Source organism: Reichenbachiella sp., from assembly GCF_033344935.1.
Classification (GTDB): Bacteria; Bacteroidota; Bacteroidia; order Cytophagales; family Cyclobacteriaceae; genus Reichenbachiella.
The window spans coordinates 4,745,503-4,760,492 of the sequence record NZ_JAWPMM010000001.1 but is presented as its reverse complement, the minus strand read 5'-3'; the positions used below and the strand labels follow the sequence as shown (position 1 = coordinate 4,760,492).

The 14,990-nt window shown below is 39.5% G+C and carries 15 protein-coding genes; 7 read left to right on the top strand and 8 right to left on the bottom strand.

What is annotated here, in order from left to right; genetic code table 11:
- Positions 1–119 precede the first annotated feature (119 nt).
- Positions 120–800 (top strand): LytTR family DNA-binding domain-containing protein, encoded by a 681-nt coding sequence (locus R8N23_RS20390; protein WP_318173455.1) that lies wholly within the window; start codon positions 120–122, stop codon positions 798–800.
- Here R8N23_RS20390 and R8N23_RS20385 read toward each other — a convergent pair.
- The 3 genes from R8N23_RS20385 to R8N23_RS20375 form a co-directional block, all read right to left on the bottom strand.
- Positions 792–3,416, bottom strand: a complete 2,625-nt coding sequence (locus R8N23_RS20385) for an ATP-binding protein (RefSeq protein WP_318173454.1) — start codon at positions 3,414–3,416, stop codon at positions 792–794. The two genes, R8N23_RS20390 and R8N23_RS20385, sit on opposite strands and share 9 nt — an antisense overlap.
- A gap of 70 nt (positions 3,417–3,486) precedes the next feature.
- Positions 3,487–3,948: a DUF3291 domain-containing protein gene (locus R8N23_RS20380; RefSeq protein WP_318173453.1), complete on the bottom strand. Its 462-nt coding sequence runs from the start codon at positions 3,946–3,948 to the stop codon at positions 3,487–3,489.
- A 101-nt stretch (positions 3,949–4,049) separates the two neighbouring features.
- Entirely contained in the window at positions 4,050–4,403 is a 354-nt protein-coding gene (locus R8N23_RS20375) for a YraN family protein (protein ID WP_318173452.1), read from the bottom strand.
- A gap of 492 nt (positions 4,404–4,895) precedes the next feature.
- Here R8N23_RS20375 and R8N23_RS20370 point away from each other — a divergent pair, with 492 nt between their 5' ends.
- The 4 genes from R8N23_RS20370 to R8N23_RS20355 all read left to right on the top strand — a co-directional run bounded on the left by R8N23_RS20370 (position 4,896) and on the right by R8N23_RS20355 (position 9,123).
- Positions 4,896–6,236, top strand: coding sequence for an ammonium transporter (locus tag R8N23_RS20370; RefSeq protein WP_318173451.1), 1,341 nt, complete (start codon positions 4,896–4,898; stop codon positions 6,234–6,236).
- A gap of 104 nt (positions 6,237–6,340) precedes the next feature.
- Positions 6,341–7,393, top strand: a complete 1,053-nt coding sequence (locus R8N23_RS20365; protein WP_318173450.1) for an outer membrane beta-barrel protein — start codon at positions 6,341–6,343, stop codon at positions 7,391–7,393.
- Positions 7,394–7,537: 144 nt separating this feature from the next.
- Entirely contained in the window at positions 7,538–8,566 is a 1,029-nt protein-coding gene (locus R8N23_RS20360; RefSeq protein WP_318173449.1) for a glutamine synthetase beta-grasp domain-containing protein, read from the top strand.
- Between the two features lie 329 nt (positions 8,567–8,895).
- Positions 8,896–9,123, top strand: a complete 228-nt coding sequence (locus tag R8N23_RS20355; protein WP_318173448.1) for a hypothetical protein — start codon at positions 8,896–8,898, stop codon at positions 9,121–9,123.
- A gap of 3 nt (positions 9,124–9,126) precedes the next feature.
- Here R8N23_RS20355 and R8N23_RS20350 read toward each other — a convergent pair whose 3' ends face one another.
- From R8N23_RS20350 to panD, 5 genes are all read right to left on the bottom strand, one after another.
- Positions 9,127–9,417 (bottom strand): HigA family addiction module antitoxin, encoded by a 291-nt coding sequence (locus R8N23_RS20350; protein WP_318173447.1) that lies wholly within the window; start codon positions 9,415–9,417, stop codon positions 9,127–9,129.
- Position 9,418: 1 nt separating this feature from the next.
- Positions 9,419–9,700, bottom strand: a complete 282-nt coding sequence (locus R8N23_RS20345; RefSeq protein WP_318173446.1) for a type II toxin-antitoxin system RelE/ParE family toxin — start codon at positions 9,698–9,700, stop codon at positions 9,419–9,421.
- A 227-nt stretch (positions 9,701–9,927) separates the two neighbouring features.
- Positions 9,928–12,489 (bottom strand): ABC transporter permease, encoded by a 2,562-nt coding sequence (locus tag R8N23_RS20340; RefSeq protein WP_318173445.1) that lies wholly within the window; start codon positions 12,487–12,489, stop codon positions 9,928–9,930.
- Position 12,490: 1 nt separating this feature from the next.
- Positions 12,491–13,186: an ABC transporter ATP-binding protein gene (locus tag R8N23_RS20335; RefSeq protein WP_318173444.1), complete on the bottom strand. Its 696-nt coding sequence runs from the start codon at positions 13,184–13,186 to the stop codon at positions 12,491–12,493.
- 117 nt (positions 13,187–13,303) lie between these two features.
- Entirely contained in the window at positions 13,304–13,684 is a 381-nt protein-coding gene (panD, locus tag R8N23_RS20330) for an aspartate 1-decarboxylase (protein WP_263052457.1), read from the bottom strand.
- Between the two features lie 183 nt (positions 13,685–13,867).
- Here panD and R8N23_RS20325 point away from each other — a divergent pair, with 183 nt between their 5' ends.
- Both R8N23_RS20325 and R8N23_RS20320 read left to right on the top strand, forming a co-directional pair.
- Positions 13,868–14,275, top strand: a complete 408-nt coding sequence (locus R8N23_RS20325) for a YciI family protein (protein ID WP_318173443.1) — start codon at positions 13,868–13,870, stop codon at positions 14,273–14,275.
- Between the two features lie 37 nt (positions 14,276–14,312).
- Positions 14,313–14,984 carry an arylesterase gene (locus R8N23_RS20320; RefSeq protein ID WP_318173442.1) on the top strand — a complete coding sequence of 224 codons (672 nt, stop codon included), beginning with the start codon at positions 14,313–14,315 and terminating at the stop codon, positions 14,982–14,984.
- Positions 14,985–14,990: the final 6 nt, after the last annotated feature.

The following is a 14,990-nucleotide window of genomic DNA, read 5'->3' as shown; positions in this document are numbered from 1 at the left end:
AAACTTAGCTTTGGGTTTGTATTGCGATATCAATGATAATTCAAAGCAGATCAGAATTATTTACTAAAGGACGAAATGGTTATCTTGGTGGATGAAACTATCGGATAAATTGATAAAGTATGCATTGCCTGATTGTAGATGATGATCCCTTGATTTGTGACCTTCTGGAGCACTTCTGCTCTAAAGTAGATTTTGTATCTAATGTCACCGTAACGAACAGCGGTTTTGAGTCCATCAACCTGATTAGTGAGAATCAGTTTGATGTTATACTACTTGATTACAACTTGCCGGATATTACAGGAAAGGAAATCCTGCAAACCTTGAGCCGAGGCACTTCAGTAATAATGATTACCGCCAATCGTGATTTTGCACCAGAGTCTTATGATTACGAGCAGATCGTCGATTTTTTAGTGAAACCAATAGATTTTGCTCGTTTTTTTAAAGCAATGCAGAAAGTGAAAAAGGGAAATGAATTGTCTAATTCGACCTCTGATCAGATTTTTGTGAAGGACGGCAACAAGTTGGTCAAAGTCAATCTGAAGGAGGTGAAATACATAAAGTCTGCAGCGAATTATGCCGAATTGGTTTTTGAAGATAATAAATTACTGACCTTAATGACATTAACCGAATTGGCCGAAAAGCTACCAGAGTATTTTCAACGCTTGCAGCGATCCTATATCGTGAATGTGAATCACATTGACAGTATCACAAGTGGAGATGTACAGGTGGGGCCGGAGGAAATATCTATCAGTGATCGATTCGAAAAGGAGCTTTTAAATAAGATCAAGCTCTTAAAGTAGACGCAGCTCATTTCGGAAATAACTCAAATTGTATAATAGTAAATTCTTGATTTCGCCAAGATTTGTCTGGTTCAAGTGGTCCATGTCGCTTGGGAGCAGCTTTTCGAGTTTGTGTAACTCTAAACTTCGAATATGAGTAATCAACTTATGCCTAATGGCATTCCATTCGTTTGGATCTTTATTTTCAAAAGCTCGATCTATTCGGTCTAGATAGGTTTCAAACTCGGAGATTAACAGCGAGATGAACTTCTTGATTTTGACTTGATCGTGATCATATTGCGCATAACTTATGGTCAGTTGAGGGAGATCAAAGTTGTTTCTGCCAAGTAGACAAAGCACCAAATCTAATAGATGATCTATGTCAAAAGGCTTTTGTAAGTAGTACTTACTCACTTTTTCCATGTGCTCCTTTTCAAGTGCAGATAACACAAGAGTTGGGTGGTTATACGAGACATTGAGCTTAATCAACTCACTTCTGATATCAATATTCTCCAACATCAAATCACTTATGACTAGATCTGGCTTTTGCTTTGTGAGCGTTTGTTTGGCAAATGTTAGATTGTTCGTTTGTACCAATTCGATATTGGGTGATTGAAGTAGCTGGCTGACCAATAATCTAGCAGGTTCATCATCTTCGATGTGCAGAATAGTATGTTTTTCACGAAGGTCAGCAAGAGCCAGTCTTTTTATATTTACGGCAGCACCTGTTGACGTCGGTTCAGCTTCTATTAATGGAATTTTAATGGTAAATGCAGAGCCGACATTTTTTTCTGATCTGATTTCCAAGTTGCCCTCAAAAAGATCGAGAAGTTGCTTTACAATGGAGAGCCCTAAACCAAAGCCTTCCGATGAAGAATAATTCTTTTCTTGATAGAAGCGTTCACGAATTCGTACGACATTCTTAGGAAGAATTCCCCTTCCTGTATCAGTAACACTGATGACCAAATGGGTAGTTTCTTCTATTGCCTCAACAGTAATTTTACCTTTATCTGTGAATTTGATTGCATTGACAATAAGGTTGGTAACGATTTGAGTGAATCGTAAGGCGTCTGTTTGAAACCACTTTGTTTTTAGTTCAGGGTCTATTTTCAATTCGAAACCAAGGCCTTTATTAATGGCATCGAATCTGTAACTGGCATGGATGTCAGTGAGAATTTCTGCAATATGCTCTGGCTTATACTTGAGTTGAACTTGTCCCTCGATCAGTTTTTGATGATCTAGTACATCGTGCATTAGGCCCGCTAGCGATTGTGTGCTCCTGTGAATGGCATCTACAATAGGTTTTTGTTCTGGCGATGGTTTATTCTTTTTCAGAAGTTGGGTCAGTCCCATGATGGAATTCAGTGGAGTTCTCAGTTCATGACTCATATTTTGCAAAAATTCATCTTTCTCCTTGATTGCTTTTTGCTCTTTGTCCAATGCAGCTTTTAAATCGCTTACTTGCTGATTGATTTTAGTTTTCATTTTCATGAAAGTTCTGGCTAAAACTCCCAATTCATCTTTTCGGTTTTCAGAAAGTTTGATCGTAGGAGCAGAAACTTGTTCGTAGTTGCCAATGGCATGGGTAATTGACCCAATTCTGATGGCAAGGGCACGGATAAAAATCAGAGCAATGAGCAAAGCCACTAATGATACAATTGGAATAATCTGATAGCTATACTTTTTAATATATAGCACACTGCTCAATGCAATGTTTTGCTTCAGAAAGGAGAGAAGATAGATTTTGTTGTTGGTTGAATAGGTGATAGGTTTAATTTGAGTTAAAAAGGGGCTTCCTTTCTTACTCATCAATGTGGTGATAAGGGTAGAGTCCGAGTGAAGTGAAGCAAATGGAACGGTAAAGTCCGCATCAAATCTTTCGTAACTTCTGAGCTGTTTGCTAAAGCACTTGGTCATGTTTGAAGCAAATAAATATTGCCCATCCTCATCTATCAACATCAACTCTATTCCAGAAGCCATAATGCTTCTAAGCTTTTGATAGAAATTTTTTAGATCCAAATTGATGACTACCATATGAGTGGATTTCTGATTCGAATCGTAGATCAGACTGATGGCTCTGATTGTTGGAATAAGTGAAGGGCTCACTACGCCATATTCTTCATTTAAACTAATAGGTGAAAAATAGAATTCACCTGGTGTCAAATAAGAAGCTGCTTTATAATAGGGCCGATCTTTTTTGTTTTGAAGCTTTTCGTTAAGGGTTTGGACTACCTCCCCATTTTTTTTATCCAGCCTAATGAGTTCTTGTCCGGCATCAGTTAGGCTTATGAGTCTTACTTGAAAGTAATTGGGCTTATTTTTTAATGTGGTGTAAAATAGGTGGGTGATTTCATTTTGTAATTCTTGAGTGGGTTTATTCGCAAAAGCTTGAAGTTTCGCATTTTCGGCCATGATAGAAATATCGTTCTCAACCTCGGTGAGTAAGGAGTAAAAGGTTTGTTCAGCAAGCGTAGCACTATGTGCAATGCGCTCTTGGCTAAAAGTACTAATGATAGCCGATGCTCTTTTATAGATGAGGAACCCTGAAACGAAAATAGCCAGGATAAGAAGGCCCATAAAAAAAAGGCCGAACCTCGTAACAATAGAATGCCAAATTTTTACTTTCCCTGAATCCATAGATCAAATTGAAAGCGCTAAAGCTATAAAATTTGATTTAGATATTTTCAGGTTTAGGCGTGTTGTACCATCAATGCAGTGGTGAACCATCTGCGTGATACATTTCTCTGAGTCCAAAAGCCGAAGGAGATGCACCTTGTTGATTCAGCTGATCCAGTCTTTCTTTAGCTTCGGATAGGCTAGGTGTATGATCGGTTTCAACCCACCAAAGTACCACTTGATGGCTGTCCATTTTTTCGAACCACTTTTTGCGACTTTTTAAAAAGTAGTTATGTACGGTATCATAGGTATAAGCTTTCAATGATGGGTAATCTACCCAAACCGACATATTGGCTACAATCATTGCATCTTCAAAGACTGCTAAAACCTCACCTTGTTTTTCAGTGTATCTCCAAACGAATCCTGGACTTTCTTCGGCGAGCTTATTTACCGGGTCTAAAAAGTCGTTAAACTCTTTCATGATCGGGTCATGGAGCGGCGCTCGCATTCGAGTAATGTTGAGTTGGGCTAGATGATATTTGATTTCACTCATAGGTCAATTAGTAATTGAAAGTACTAGATACGTGTTGGCATGTGTCGGGTTAGTAAATATTCATGAGCAATCTTCATGATGATGATTAGCCGATTCAATGACTAATAAAAAGCATCTTCAAAATGTTCAATCTTGAAATTGGCATCCACTGCAACAATGTCAAATCGTATGTTATCCTCCCAGGCAATACTATCTATATAGTGTTCGGCACCTTTTATGATTGATTGTTTTTGATTGTCGGATACAAATTCTTCCGGGTGACCAAATTTGTTGTTGCTTCGAAATTTCACCTCTACAAATACAAGCGTCTTTTGATTAGTCATAATCAAATCAATTTCGGATCGCTTGTATCGATAGTTTCTTTCAAGCAACGAATAGTTTTTATCCACCAAAAAATTCAATGCTTCTTGCTCTGCCTTTTGGCCAATATACTTTGAGGGTTGGTTTGTTTTCAAATGGTTGGGTTTTGTGAGGCTAATCTATAAATAAAGCGGGAATTGACTGTTGAGACTCGGTCAATTGAGTTTCTGAATATGCAATGAAAGAGATGTTTCAGTGGAAATATTTCAGTTTTAGAGCATTGGAATTGGATTCAAACTTAAGTTTTTGACAAATCGATAAAATTTTCTCAAAATGGACCTTGTGGCAGTCATTGTTTTGCAAATAATTCAATGAGAGGGTAAAAAAATAACGAGAAATGTAATAATTCATGCTTTTACTGAAATACTAGGTATAAAAATTACGTAGTAATACGTAAAAATACTACTTTAGCATCTCAACAGCATTAAAAAGACCCCCAGAAAGATTGGATTTGCAGCTTGACAACAAAATCCAGTTAATTTTTTAACCTATACCTACTCAAGTTGCAACATCCTAAGTAAAAAGCTTGAAAACTCCTGGATGGAGATTTCATGAGGAAAACAATTTAGAACTAAAAATTACATGCTATGATTAATCTGTTGACCAATGTAGTGCAAGATTCAGTCGCGGTAATGGAAGCTCCAGCTGCCGTAGTTGCTGAAGTTCCAGCTGAAGTAACAGCCGCTGTGGCTGATGCTGCAAGTGCCGGTGCCACTGCATTATTTACTGCCAACAACATCTGGATGATGTTGGCTACAGCTTTAGTGTTTATTATGCACTTAGGCTTCGCGGGCGTTGAAGCTGGTTTTGGCCAGTCAAAAAACACCGTAAACATTCTTTTCAAAAATACTATTACACCAATCATTGGTTTGATTACCTATTTGATTTGTGGATTCAACTTGATGTACCCAGGTGATTTTGGAATCATCGATGGCGTACTTGGATTTGCAGGGTTTGGTTTGGACGCTGGCGACGGTGCTTCTATAGACTATGCCGGTGGAGGTTATACTTACTGGACAGATTTCTTATTCCAAGGCATGTTTGCTGCTACCGCTGCAACCATCGTATCAGGGGCAATTGCTGAGAGAGTAAAACTTTCAAGCTATATGATTTTCACAGTACTATATGTAGGTATTGTTTACCCAATCTTAGGAAGCTGGAAATGGGGAGCAGGATTTCTTGATGCTGCTGGATTCTATGACTTTGCAGGTTCTACACTTGTTCACTCTGTAGGTGGATGGGGTGCATTGGCTGGTATCATCGTGATCGGGCCAAGACTTGGAAAATATGTAGATGGCAAAGTAATCGACAAGCCAGGTACTTCTGTGCCACTAGCTGTTATCGGCGTATTCTTACTTTGGTTAGGATGGTTTGGATTCAACGGTGGATCTGTACTTTCTGCTGATCCGGATCTAGTATCATTCGTGTTGGTGACTACTTGTATGGCTGCTTGTACTGGTGGACTGTTCGGATTCTTAACTGCCTTCGTTGTATTCAAGAGAATGGACTTGGGTATGGTATTGAATGGTATCCTAGCCGGTTTGGTAGGTATCACTGCTGGTGCAGATGTAATCTCTGTAAATAACTCATTGATCGTAGGTGCTGTAGCTGGTATCATCGTAGTACTTTCTGCTATCACGCTTGACAAATTCAAACTAGATGACGTAGTTGGAGCTGTTTCAGTTCACTTGTCATGTGGTATCTGGGGAACACTTGCCGTAGGGATCTTCGGTGGAGATGATTACTCATTCATGACTCAGCTTTACGGAGTTGCGATGTACGCAATCGCAGCTTTCCCTATTGCCTTCATCTTATTCTTTGTATTGAAGAAAACTATTGGAGTGAGGGTGTCAGAACAACACGAAACGGAAGGCCTTGATACACACGAGCACGGTATCAGAGGATATACCATCGTTTACGACGAATAATATAAAAAAATGCCTGCTGGAATCATGTCTGCCAACATGCTCCAGCAGGTCTTAATCTCACAAATCTGAATAACAAATTTATGAACCAAAACACAAATTTAATCATGAAGAAATTTCTACCTATTGTTATGGTAACAATTTTAAGTCTGTCATTTAATGCCTTCGCACAAGAGGAGGAATCAAGTGCACCAGCATTGTCGATCTCGGGTAGTGTAGACTCATACTACAGAGCAGTATTGAGCGGAGGAACTAATGATCCTAGTGATGGTGGGTCAGTTGCACCTACTACTTCATTTGCAAACCAAACAGGATTTGCTTTAGGTATGGCCAATGTAATATTAGGATTGGAAGGAGAAAACTCAGGATTCGTAGCGGATCTCGTGTTTGGTCCTAGAGGTACTGACGCAGTTTTTCTTTCAACTACGGCTTCTTCAAGCATTGTGAATCAATTATATGCCTATTGGAATGTAAGTGAATCAGTAACGTTGACGATTGGAAACTTCAATACTTTCTTAGGATATGAAGTAATTTCTCCAACGGGTAACTACAACTACTCTACTTCTTATATGTTCTCGTATGGTCCATTTTCTCACACAGGTTTGAAGGCGGATATTGCATTAGGTGATGCTTCTTTGATGTTGGCGGTATTGAACCCAACTGACTGGACTGACTTTAATCCAACTGGTGATTATGCCTTTGGTGCTCAGCTAGGATTTGGTGGTGCTTATTTGAATACCATATTATCTGATGATTTCTATCAAGTGGACTTGACTGCAGGATGGGATTTGACAGATGCAATTTATTTGGGCGTAAATGCTACAAAAGCGAAAGATTCTTTCACTGGAGCAGCACTTTACTTACAGAATTCTTTCTCTGATGATTTCTCAATGGGTATTAGAGGAGAGTACTTCAAGGACGACGGAGTTGGTGCTATTGCATTAGATGAAAACGTGATTGATTTGACTTTGTCAGCTAACTATTCTGTAGGGAACCTGACATTTATTCCAGAATTTAGAATTGATATGTTGTCGTATGATGGATACGCTAGTGATAGTGAAGGACTTGATTTTACAGATCCAGATAGTCCACTTCCAATCAATGCAACATATGGAAAAAGCCTGTCATCGTTTACGCTGGCAGCAGTATACGCATTCTAAAAGAATCTAAGATTTAGCTTTTGCCGGGGTGCTCTCGAGGGTGCCTTGGCAAAACTTTTCAAACGATGCTGAGTCATCTGATTTTTTGAGGTGCAAAGTGAAATAGAATAAAAGTAAAACAGTAAAAGCTAAAATTTAAGTAAAATGGCAAAAGCAAAGTTAGAGTACATTTGGTTGGATGGATATAAGCCAACACAAAGTCTAAGAAGCAAAACTAAAATCGTCGATAACTTCGATGGCAAGCTAGAAAGCTGCCCAATGTGGTCGTTCGATGGTAGCTCAACAGAGCAAGCAGAAGGTGGATCTTCTGACTGTTTGTTGAAGCCTGTTGCGATCTTCCCAGATCCTGACAGAAAAAATGCATTCCTCGTGATGACAGAGGTGTTGGATGCAGATGGTGCGGCTCACGAAAGTAACGGTAGAGCGACTATCGATGATGATGATAACGATTTCTGGTTCGGTTTCGAGCAAGAGTACTTCTTGATCGACAACAACACTGGCAAGCCACTTGGTTTCCCAGAAGCTGGTTACCCAAGACCACAAGGACCATACTACTGTTCTGTAGGAGCGAGTAACGCTTACGGTAGAGAAATCATCGAAGAGCATTTAGACCTTTGCCTTGAGGCAGGTGTGAATGTTGAAGGAATTAATGCTGAAGTGGCAGCTGGACAATGGGAATTCCAGGTGTTCGCTAAAGGTGCTGCTGAAGCTGGTGACCACGTTTGGATTGGAAGATACTTGCTAGAAAGAACTGCTGAGAAGTACGGTGTTTCTATTGAGTGGAGACCTAAGCCAATCAAAGGTGACTGGAACGGATCTGGTATGCATGCTAACTTCTCAAACTCTGTTTTGAGAACATGTGGATCTAAAGAAACTTATTCTACAATTTGTGAGGCATTTGCTCCTTTCGTAAAAGAGCACATCGAAGTATACGGTGCTGAGAATGATCAAAGATTGACTGGTGCTCACGAGACTCAGGCTATCGATAAGTTCTCATACGGTGTATCTGACAGAGGTGCTTCTATCCGTATTCCTATCGCTACGGTAGAGAATGGATGGAAAGGATGGTTGGAAGACAGAAGACCTGCTTCTAATGGAGATCCTTACAAAATTGCAGCTAGAATTATCAAAACTGTAAAAACAGCTAAAGTTGCTGACGCAGTGACTGCATAAGAAAGTTTATTTCAAATTGACAAAAGGGAGGCTCGGTTCGGGTTTCCCTTTTTTTGTATCTGATGGACAATATGCTTGCCCTTGTTTGTCTTGCTCTGAAGGGATGCCTTTGGCATGACCTACAAAATAAATTGTGGATTGCAGAGCAAACCTCACCGAGATATTTATTTATAAGATCATAAAGTTAGAAGACTTAAGCTACAAAGGCTTGTCGGTGACAATACCAACGAGGGAGTAAGGGCTTACATTCATGTGTATATTTACTCATTAATGTTAAGAAATTAACTAAATGTAATATATTTGTTATGGAATTAAAAAAATAATTAATAATGAGATTAAGCAGATACTATAGTTCAGATGTACCATTTGGCACTAAAATATTTATGGCTCCAACTACTACGGAATTAAACCTCCTTAAGGAGAACTGGATTTATGAAATGGAAAAAAGAAACTTGAAGATTGCAATAGTGGAAGGCCCTTTTATTACCAATGTTGGTAAGAGTCAAAATGGCGGGAATTGTACTCTTTCATTTCGGTTTGAAATGTATCATAAGTAAGAATTAGTGAGTAGCTAAAGGCAGAATATTCTCAAAATTCTCTTTGTGCTCCATCTCTTGCATCAAGTCGTATCGACTTTGGGCATTGAGCCAAAACTCGGGAGACATATTAAATATTTTAGAAAATCTTATGGCAGTATCCGCAGTTATGCTTCGTTTGCCTTTGATCAATTGGCTAATCCTGGTCTGATCTACACCGATTGCCTTGGCCAAGGCATAGGCCGTTAAATTCAAGGGCTCTAGAAAGTCTTTTTCTAAAATTTCTCCAGGATGTACATTGTCTAATTTTTCCATATCAATGATAATCTACGATTCTTACTTCATGTGCATTGCCCTCTTTCCAAATAAAGATAATGCGCCATTGCTGATTGATTCGAATACTGTGAAAATGAACTAGATCACCCTTCAGTTTTTCTAGTCGGTTACCTGGAGGGGTTCGTAAGTCGCCGATTTCAATGGCTGAATTTATGTGAACTAATTTTCGGCGAGCAGTTTGCTGAATATCTCTTGGGAATTTTTTTGAAACTAACCCATTCCAGATCTTCTCGCTTTCCTTGCAACTGAATGTCAATATCACAGGTACTTCGTCATCTGTTCAATACTAACGTAATATACTACTAGTGTGTTGTACTAGCAAATAGAGGACTGCATTAAATGAAAAAGCTGAAAGAAAGCGCGAAAAAACAACTAGATCATCAGGAAAGTGGCAGAACAACTCAGCAGTATGATCATCAAGATTACTACGAAATGTTTCATTATTTCTTGAATTAGTTACATATAAGACAAGCAATAATAGGACCACCCTCAAATTTCCCTTCTCAAAATTTCAAGTGGACTTTTCTTTAATACCGGTCTGATATTGAATAATCCGATGATAACAGTGCCAAATGTGACCGAAAAAAAGATTAGAACAGAATGATAAATGCTGAATAAAAAATCATTTTCAAAAACAAATTCGGCTAATAAATAGCTAAAACTATGCGCTAAAAATAGACCAGCAAGGGAGGCAATCGCACCCAATGCGAGATACTCTATAAAGGTGATCCAGAATATTTGGTATGACCTTGCACCTATGGTTCTCAATAGTACACTTTCCTGTACGCGTTGCGTTTTGCTAAGCACAACTGACCCGGCTAAAACGATCAAGCCGGTCAGTACACTAAATGCTGCCATAAAATTGATAGCAAATGATACTTTGTTGAGTACTTCTTCCACAGTTTTGATGATCAATTCGAGATCGATAATCGATACATTGGGAAAGAGTCGCACTACTGCTTGTTGGAATCTAGCTGACACATCTGATTGATCGACTTTTGTTACCAATACATGAAACTGTGGTGCTTGCTCTAATACGCCAGTAGGGAAAACGATAAGGAAATTGGTCTGCATGCGACGCCAATCCACTTTTCTAAAACTTCCTATATATGTTTTGATAATTGCTCCCTGAACATTGAAAAGCAATTCGTCCCCAATTTGCCATTTACGACCTTCGGCGAATCCTTCAGATACAGATACAAAAACAGAGTCTTCAGATGATTCTACTTTTGATTGCAGTTTTCCTTTGGTCAATGTCTCAGAGTTGATCAGAGAGTCTCGAAAGGTTACTCGGTATTCCCTATTAAAAACCCAACTTTCAATATCAATAGTCGTGTCTTTTTCAACCATTTTTTTATTGATCCCATTGATTTCTTTGAGTCGCATAGTGACGATGGGTACATCTTGGACAACAGGCAGGTCATAATCAATAACCAAGGTTTTCAATTCTTCTTTTTGTTTGGTCTGAATGTCAAACAACACCATGTTAGGGCGTTCATTGGCTCCTGTAAGTGTAATCTGTTCGACTAGGATATATCTTGAAAAAAGAAGAGTAGAAATCAATATGGCACAAATTCCGATGGTGAGCAGGAGAATAGTACTTTGGTTGTTTGGTCTGTGTAGATTGGCTATGCCTTGCTTTACCAAAAACGAGGACGCCTTCGATGAAACCATTCTTGCTAAAGTCATCAAACCTTTAGCAATTAGCGTTAGCAACCCAAAAGTTACGACAAGTCCAGCCACAAACATCAGGGATTGTTTCCATTCGCCAATTTGGAAATAGGCAAATCCAAGTAAGAAAAGTGCTACCAAAGAAAATACAATAATTGAAGCTTTGCTGATTTTGGATTCTGTAGTTTCAAAGACAGCTCTTATCGATTGCAACGGTGATATTTGACCCAGCCTTACGAGTGGCAGCAGTGCAAAAAGTACAGCTATGATCAACCCTAGTAAAACACCTTCAACAATGACAATCCAAAAAATCTGAGGCTCGAAGGAGAAGGGTAAGATCTCACCTAGTAGTTTAGGTAAATAATACTGCAATCCAAGTCCAAGGCAAGTACCAATGATCGATCCCATCAAACCCATACCGAGCACCTGAATAAGATAAATGGAAAAGGCTTGCTTGCTTTTGACCCCCAAACATCGTAGGATGGCTACGGATTGATTTTTTTCTTTCAAGTAGATATGAACAGCGCCTGCTACTCCAATACTGCCCAGCAACAACGCAATGAACGCAGCCAAATTCAAGAAGACTGACATATTGGTGAAAGCTTCGCTGGTATCTTTTATTCGTTCCTCTACCGTTTCACTTCTCAACTCAAGTTCTTTTAGTCGATCACCAAATGTGGCTATTACTTCGTCTGCTGTTGCTTCTGTGGGATACTTATAAAACTTTGAAAAGGTGACTCTGCTTCCTTTTTTGATGAGTCCAGAGGCGAATGCATTTCCTTCTGAAATATAAACTACGGGAGCAATGGAAGTAGAAATCCCGCTTTGTCCTGGAACATTTTTAAGCTTGCCTCTAATTTCTAAACTCAAATTGCCTATCCGAACCTCATCACCTACTTCAACATTAAACTGTAGCATGAGCTTTTCATCGACCAAGGCGTAGGGTCCGTTGGTCAGGTCTCCTGCTGCCCAATGTGGTTCCGTTTCTATCTTGCCATAGTAGGGGTAAAATCCACGAATTCCTCTCACTTGTACAAGTCTGGTGCCATCTGTTCTGGGGAAATAAACCATGGATCCAAACCTTGTTTGACTTGATCTTTCTTCACCTAAAGAATCCAAGAGGTCATACTGTTCTTGCGTAAAGGGTTTGTTGCTAAAGATTTCAAGGTCAGCACCTAGAAGGGATTTCGCTTGAAGTTGAATCTCTTCATCCAAGTTTCTTTTGAAAGAATTGATGGCGACCAAAGCAGCTATTCCAATGGCGATGGAAATCGTGAAAAGAAGTAGTTTGGATCGACTTCTTCGACTGTCTCGCCAGGCCATTTTGAATAACCAGCTACTCGAGTATTTTTTCTGATGTACTGAAATCTTGTTGTCCATATCAGCTTGCAATAGAAGCTTTCAATGTGGTTTCTATCATTTTTCCACCTTTAAGGTGAATGACATGATCAGTTTTCTCTGCTAATTCTGCATCATGAGTCACAAGTACTAGTGCAGTACCTTTTTCGCGATTGAGTGTGAAAAGCAGGTCTTCGATCTTCTGTCCAGTTTCTTCATCTAGGTTGCCAGTGGGCTCATCGGCGAAAAGTATTTTGGGTTCGTTAGAAAATGCTCTGGCAATAGCTACTCTCTGTTGCTCACCTCCGGATAATTGGGAGGGATAGTGGTCAGCTCTCTCAGCAAGCCCAACTTGAGCCAGCAAATCGTGGGCAATAGTAGACGCACTTTTGTCTCCGCGCAATTCTAAGGGTACCATCACATTTTCAAGTGCAGATAACGTAGGGATCAACTGAAAATTTTGAAAAATAAAACCGACATGCTCATTGCGTACTTGTGCTCGTTCATCTTCGCTTAGACTGTTCAGTTTAATTTGGTCTATGGTTACCGAGCCTTTGTCAGATTGGTCTAGTCCGGCAGCCAGTCCTAATAAGGTGGTTTTACCACTTCCGGAGGGACCTACGATGGCTAGTGATTCTCCCGCCTGTATGGAGAAGCTAATATCATGCAGCACTTGCAGCGATTTGGAACCGCTTTGGTAAGTTTTAGAAAGTCCTTCGACTTTAAGAATTGTAGACATGTAATCTGATGTTTCCGAATTTTACGGAAACTAATACCAGAAGTTTATGAATGCAAGTGAAGAAGACTTGATGATTAACTTTTCCAAAGCTTGGAACTTTGGGAAAGACGTCCATTGTTAATTAAAATTCATGTCGCGGTTGAGCTCGTAGGACTCTTCCAGCCACTGTACAAATTTGTTGTTCTCGTCCACTAAGATCGTTTGTGGTTTGATTTCTTGATCGGTCAATTCATAACCCATGATGATTATTTCTTCACCCTCTTTGATCAAATGAGCTGCAGCTCCATTCATGCATATAGCTCCTGAGCCTCTAGGGCCTTCGATAACGTAAGTCTCCAAACGTGATCCGGAAGTATTGCTCACAATTTGTACTTTTTCACCTTTTCTCAAACCTACCAAATCGATAAGGTCTTTGTCGATAGTGATACTGCCCACATAGTTGAGATTCGCTTCGGTTACTACCGCTTTGTGAATCTTCGATCTCATGATCCATCTCATACGCTCCTTGACTTTAATGTTGCACCGCGAAATTAAATAAATTTCGAGGCACTTGTATTGAACCCTGCAAAATTAGGCTATTTACCTAAACTAGAATAATCACGAAAAAGTTTACGTTAGGTACAATTCTTAAGAAATTCATCATTTTCAGTAAATTGAATATTCAATTAGACCTGTATGACCATGAAAATACTTACATCACTACTCTTCCTATTATTTGTCTCACAAATCAGCTTCAGTCAGGCACCTCGAGAATTTGAATATCAAGACGGAGATACCACATATATCATGAAGCAATATTTTATGGGGTTCTTGATGAGAGTTCCCGATAAACCAGAACTGGATTCTGCAAAAGTGATGGAGATTCAACTTGCCCATCAGAATTACATGAGTGAAAATGCAAAAACAGGCACATTACTGGTTGCAGGTCCATTTGGTGATGACGGAGATATGAGAGGGATCGTCATCTACGATGTGGCTACTAAAGCCGAAGCGGATAGCATCATAAGTAATGATCCAGCTGTGAAAGCCGGTCGACTGGCTATTGACGTAAAACTCTGGTGGGCGGCGAAAGGAAGCGTGTTGAAGTAGATTCAAAAGGTTAGTAATAAATTCCTATCTTCGACGGATGAATAGGTCAATCATACTCATTGGATTGTACTTGCTTATGGCGTGTCAGCCAGAAAGTCAAAAGGAACAATCAAATACGACGTCTGCTGAGAAATCAGAAGCTGTAAAATCAGAGCAACAAAAGAAAACTATCCTCTTTTTTGGCAATAGTATCACGGCAGGGTATCAACTAGATTTGTCAGAGGCATTTCCTGCGCTAATTCAAGAAAGATTGGATTCTTTAGGGCTGAATTACCGAACGGTAAATGCTGGCTTAAGTGGAGAAACTACTGCCAGCGGTAATTCGAGGGTTGATTGGGTGCTGAAGAACCCGGTTGATATTTTTGTCTTAGAACTAGGAGCCAATGATGGATTGAGAGGCATAGGTGTAGCAGAAGCCAGAAAGAATCTGGAGTCTATCATAGAAAAGGTGAAAACCAAATATCCTGAGTGCAAAATATTGTTAGCTGGCATGATGGTTCCACCAAATATGGGACAGGACTATTCTGATAATTTTCAAAAAATATATACTGACCTAGCAGAAAAGTATGGTATCCCATTAATTCCCTTCTTACTGGAAGGAGTAGCTGGTAATTCAGAATTGAATCTTGAAGACGGCATTCATCCCACACCTGATGGACATGAAATTCTAGCTGAAAATGTTTGGAAGCACCTAGCTCCTATGCTCTAATTACAA

Excerpts from the sequence above, each read along its gene's own strand:
- R8N23_RS20350 (WP_318173447.1), bottom strand. The coding sequence starts at position 9,417 with ATGGAAAAATTAGACAATGTACATCCTGGAGAAATTTTAGAAAAAGAC.
- R8N23_RS20325 (WP_318173443.1), top strand. The coding sequence starts at position 13,868 with ATGAAAATACTTACATCACTACTCTTCCTATTATTTGTCTCACAAATC.
- R8N23_RS20385 (WP_318173454.1), bottom strand. The coding sequence starts at position 3,416 with ATGGATTCAGGGAAAGTAAAAATTTGGCATTCTATTGTTACGAGGTTC.
- R8N23_RS20335 (WP_318173444.1), bottom strand. The coding sequence starts at position 13,186 with ATGTCTACAATTCTTAAAGTCGAAGGACTTTCTAAAACTTACCAAAGC.
- R8N23_RS20370 (WP_318173451.1), top strand. The coding sequence starts at position 4,896 with ATGATTAATCTGTTGACCAATGTAGTGCAAGATTCAGTCGCGGTAATG.
- panD (WP_263052457.1), bottom strand. The coding sequence starts at position 13,684 with ATGAGATGGATCATGAGATCGAAGATTCACAAAGCGGTAGTAACCGAA.
- R8N23_RS20390 (WP_318173455.1), top strand. The coding sequence starts at position 120 with ATGCATTGCCTGATTGTAGATGATGATCCCTTGATTTGTGACCTTCTG.
- R8N23_RS20320 (WP_318173442.1), top strand. The coding sequence starts at position 14,313 with ATGAATAGGTCAATCATACTCATTGGATTGTACTTGCTTATGGCGTGT.
- R8N23_RS20340 (WP_318173445.1), bottom strand. The coding sequence starts at position 12,489 with ATGGACAACAAGATTTCAGTACATCAGAAAAAATACTCGAGTAGCTGG.
- R8N23_RS20365 (WP_318173450.1), top strand. The coding sequence starts at position 6,341 with ATGAAGAAATTTCTACCTATTGTTATGGTAACAATTTTAAGTCTGTCA.
- R8N23_RS20355 (WP_318173448.1), top strand. The coding sequence starts at position 8,896 with ATGAGATTAAGCAGATACTATAGTTCAGATGTACCATTTGGCACTAAA.
- R8N23_RS20380 (WP_318173453.1), bottom strand. The coding sequence starts at position 3,948 with ATGAGTGAAATCAAATATCATCTAGCCCAACTCAACATTACTCGAATG.
- R8N23_RS20360 (WP_318173449.1), top strand. The coding sequence starts at position 7,538 with ATGGCAAAAGCAAAGTTAGAGTACATTTGGTTGGATGGATATAAGCCA.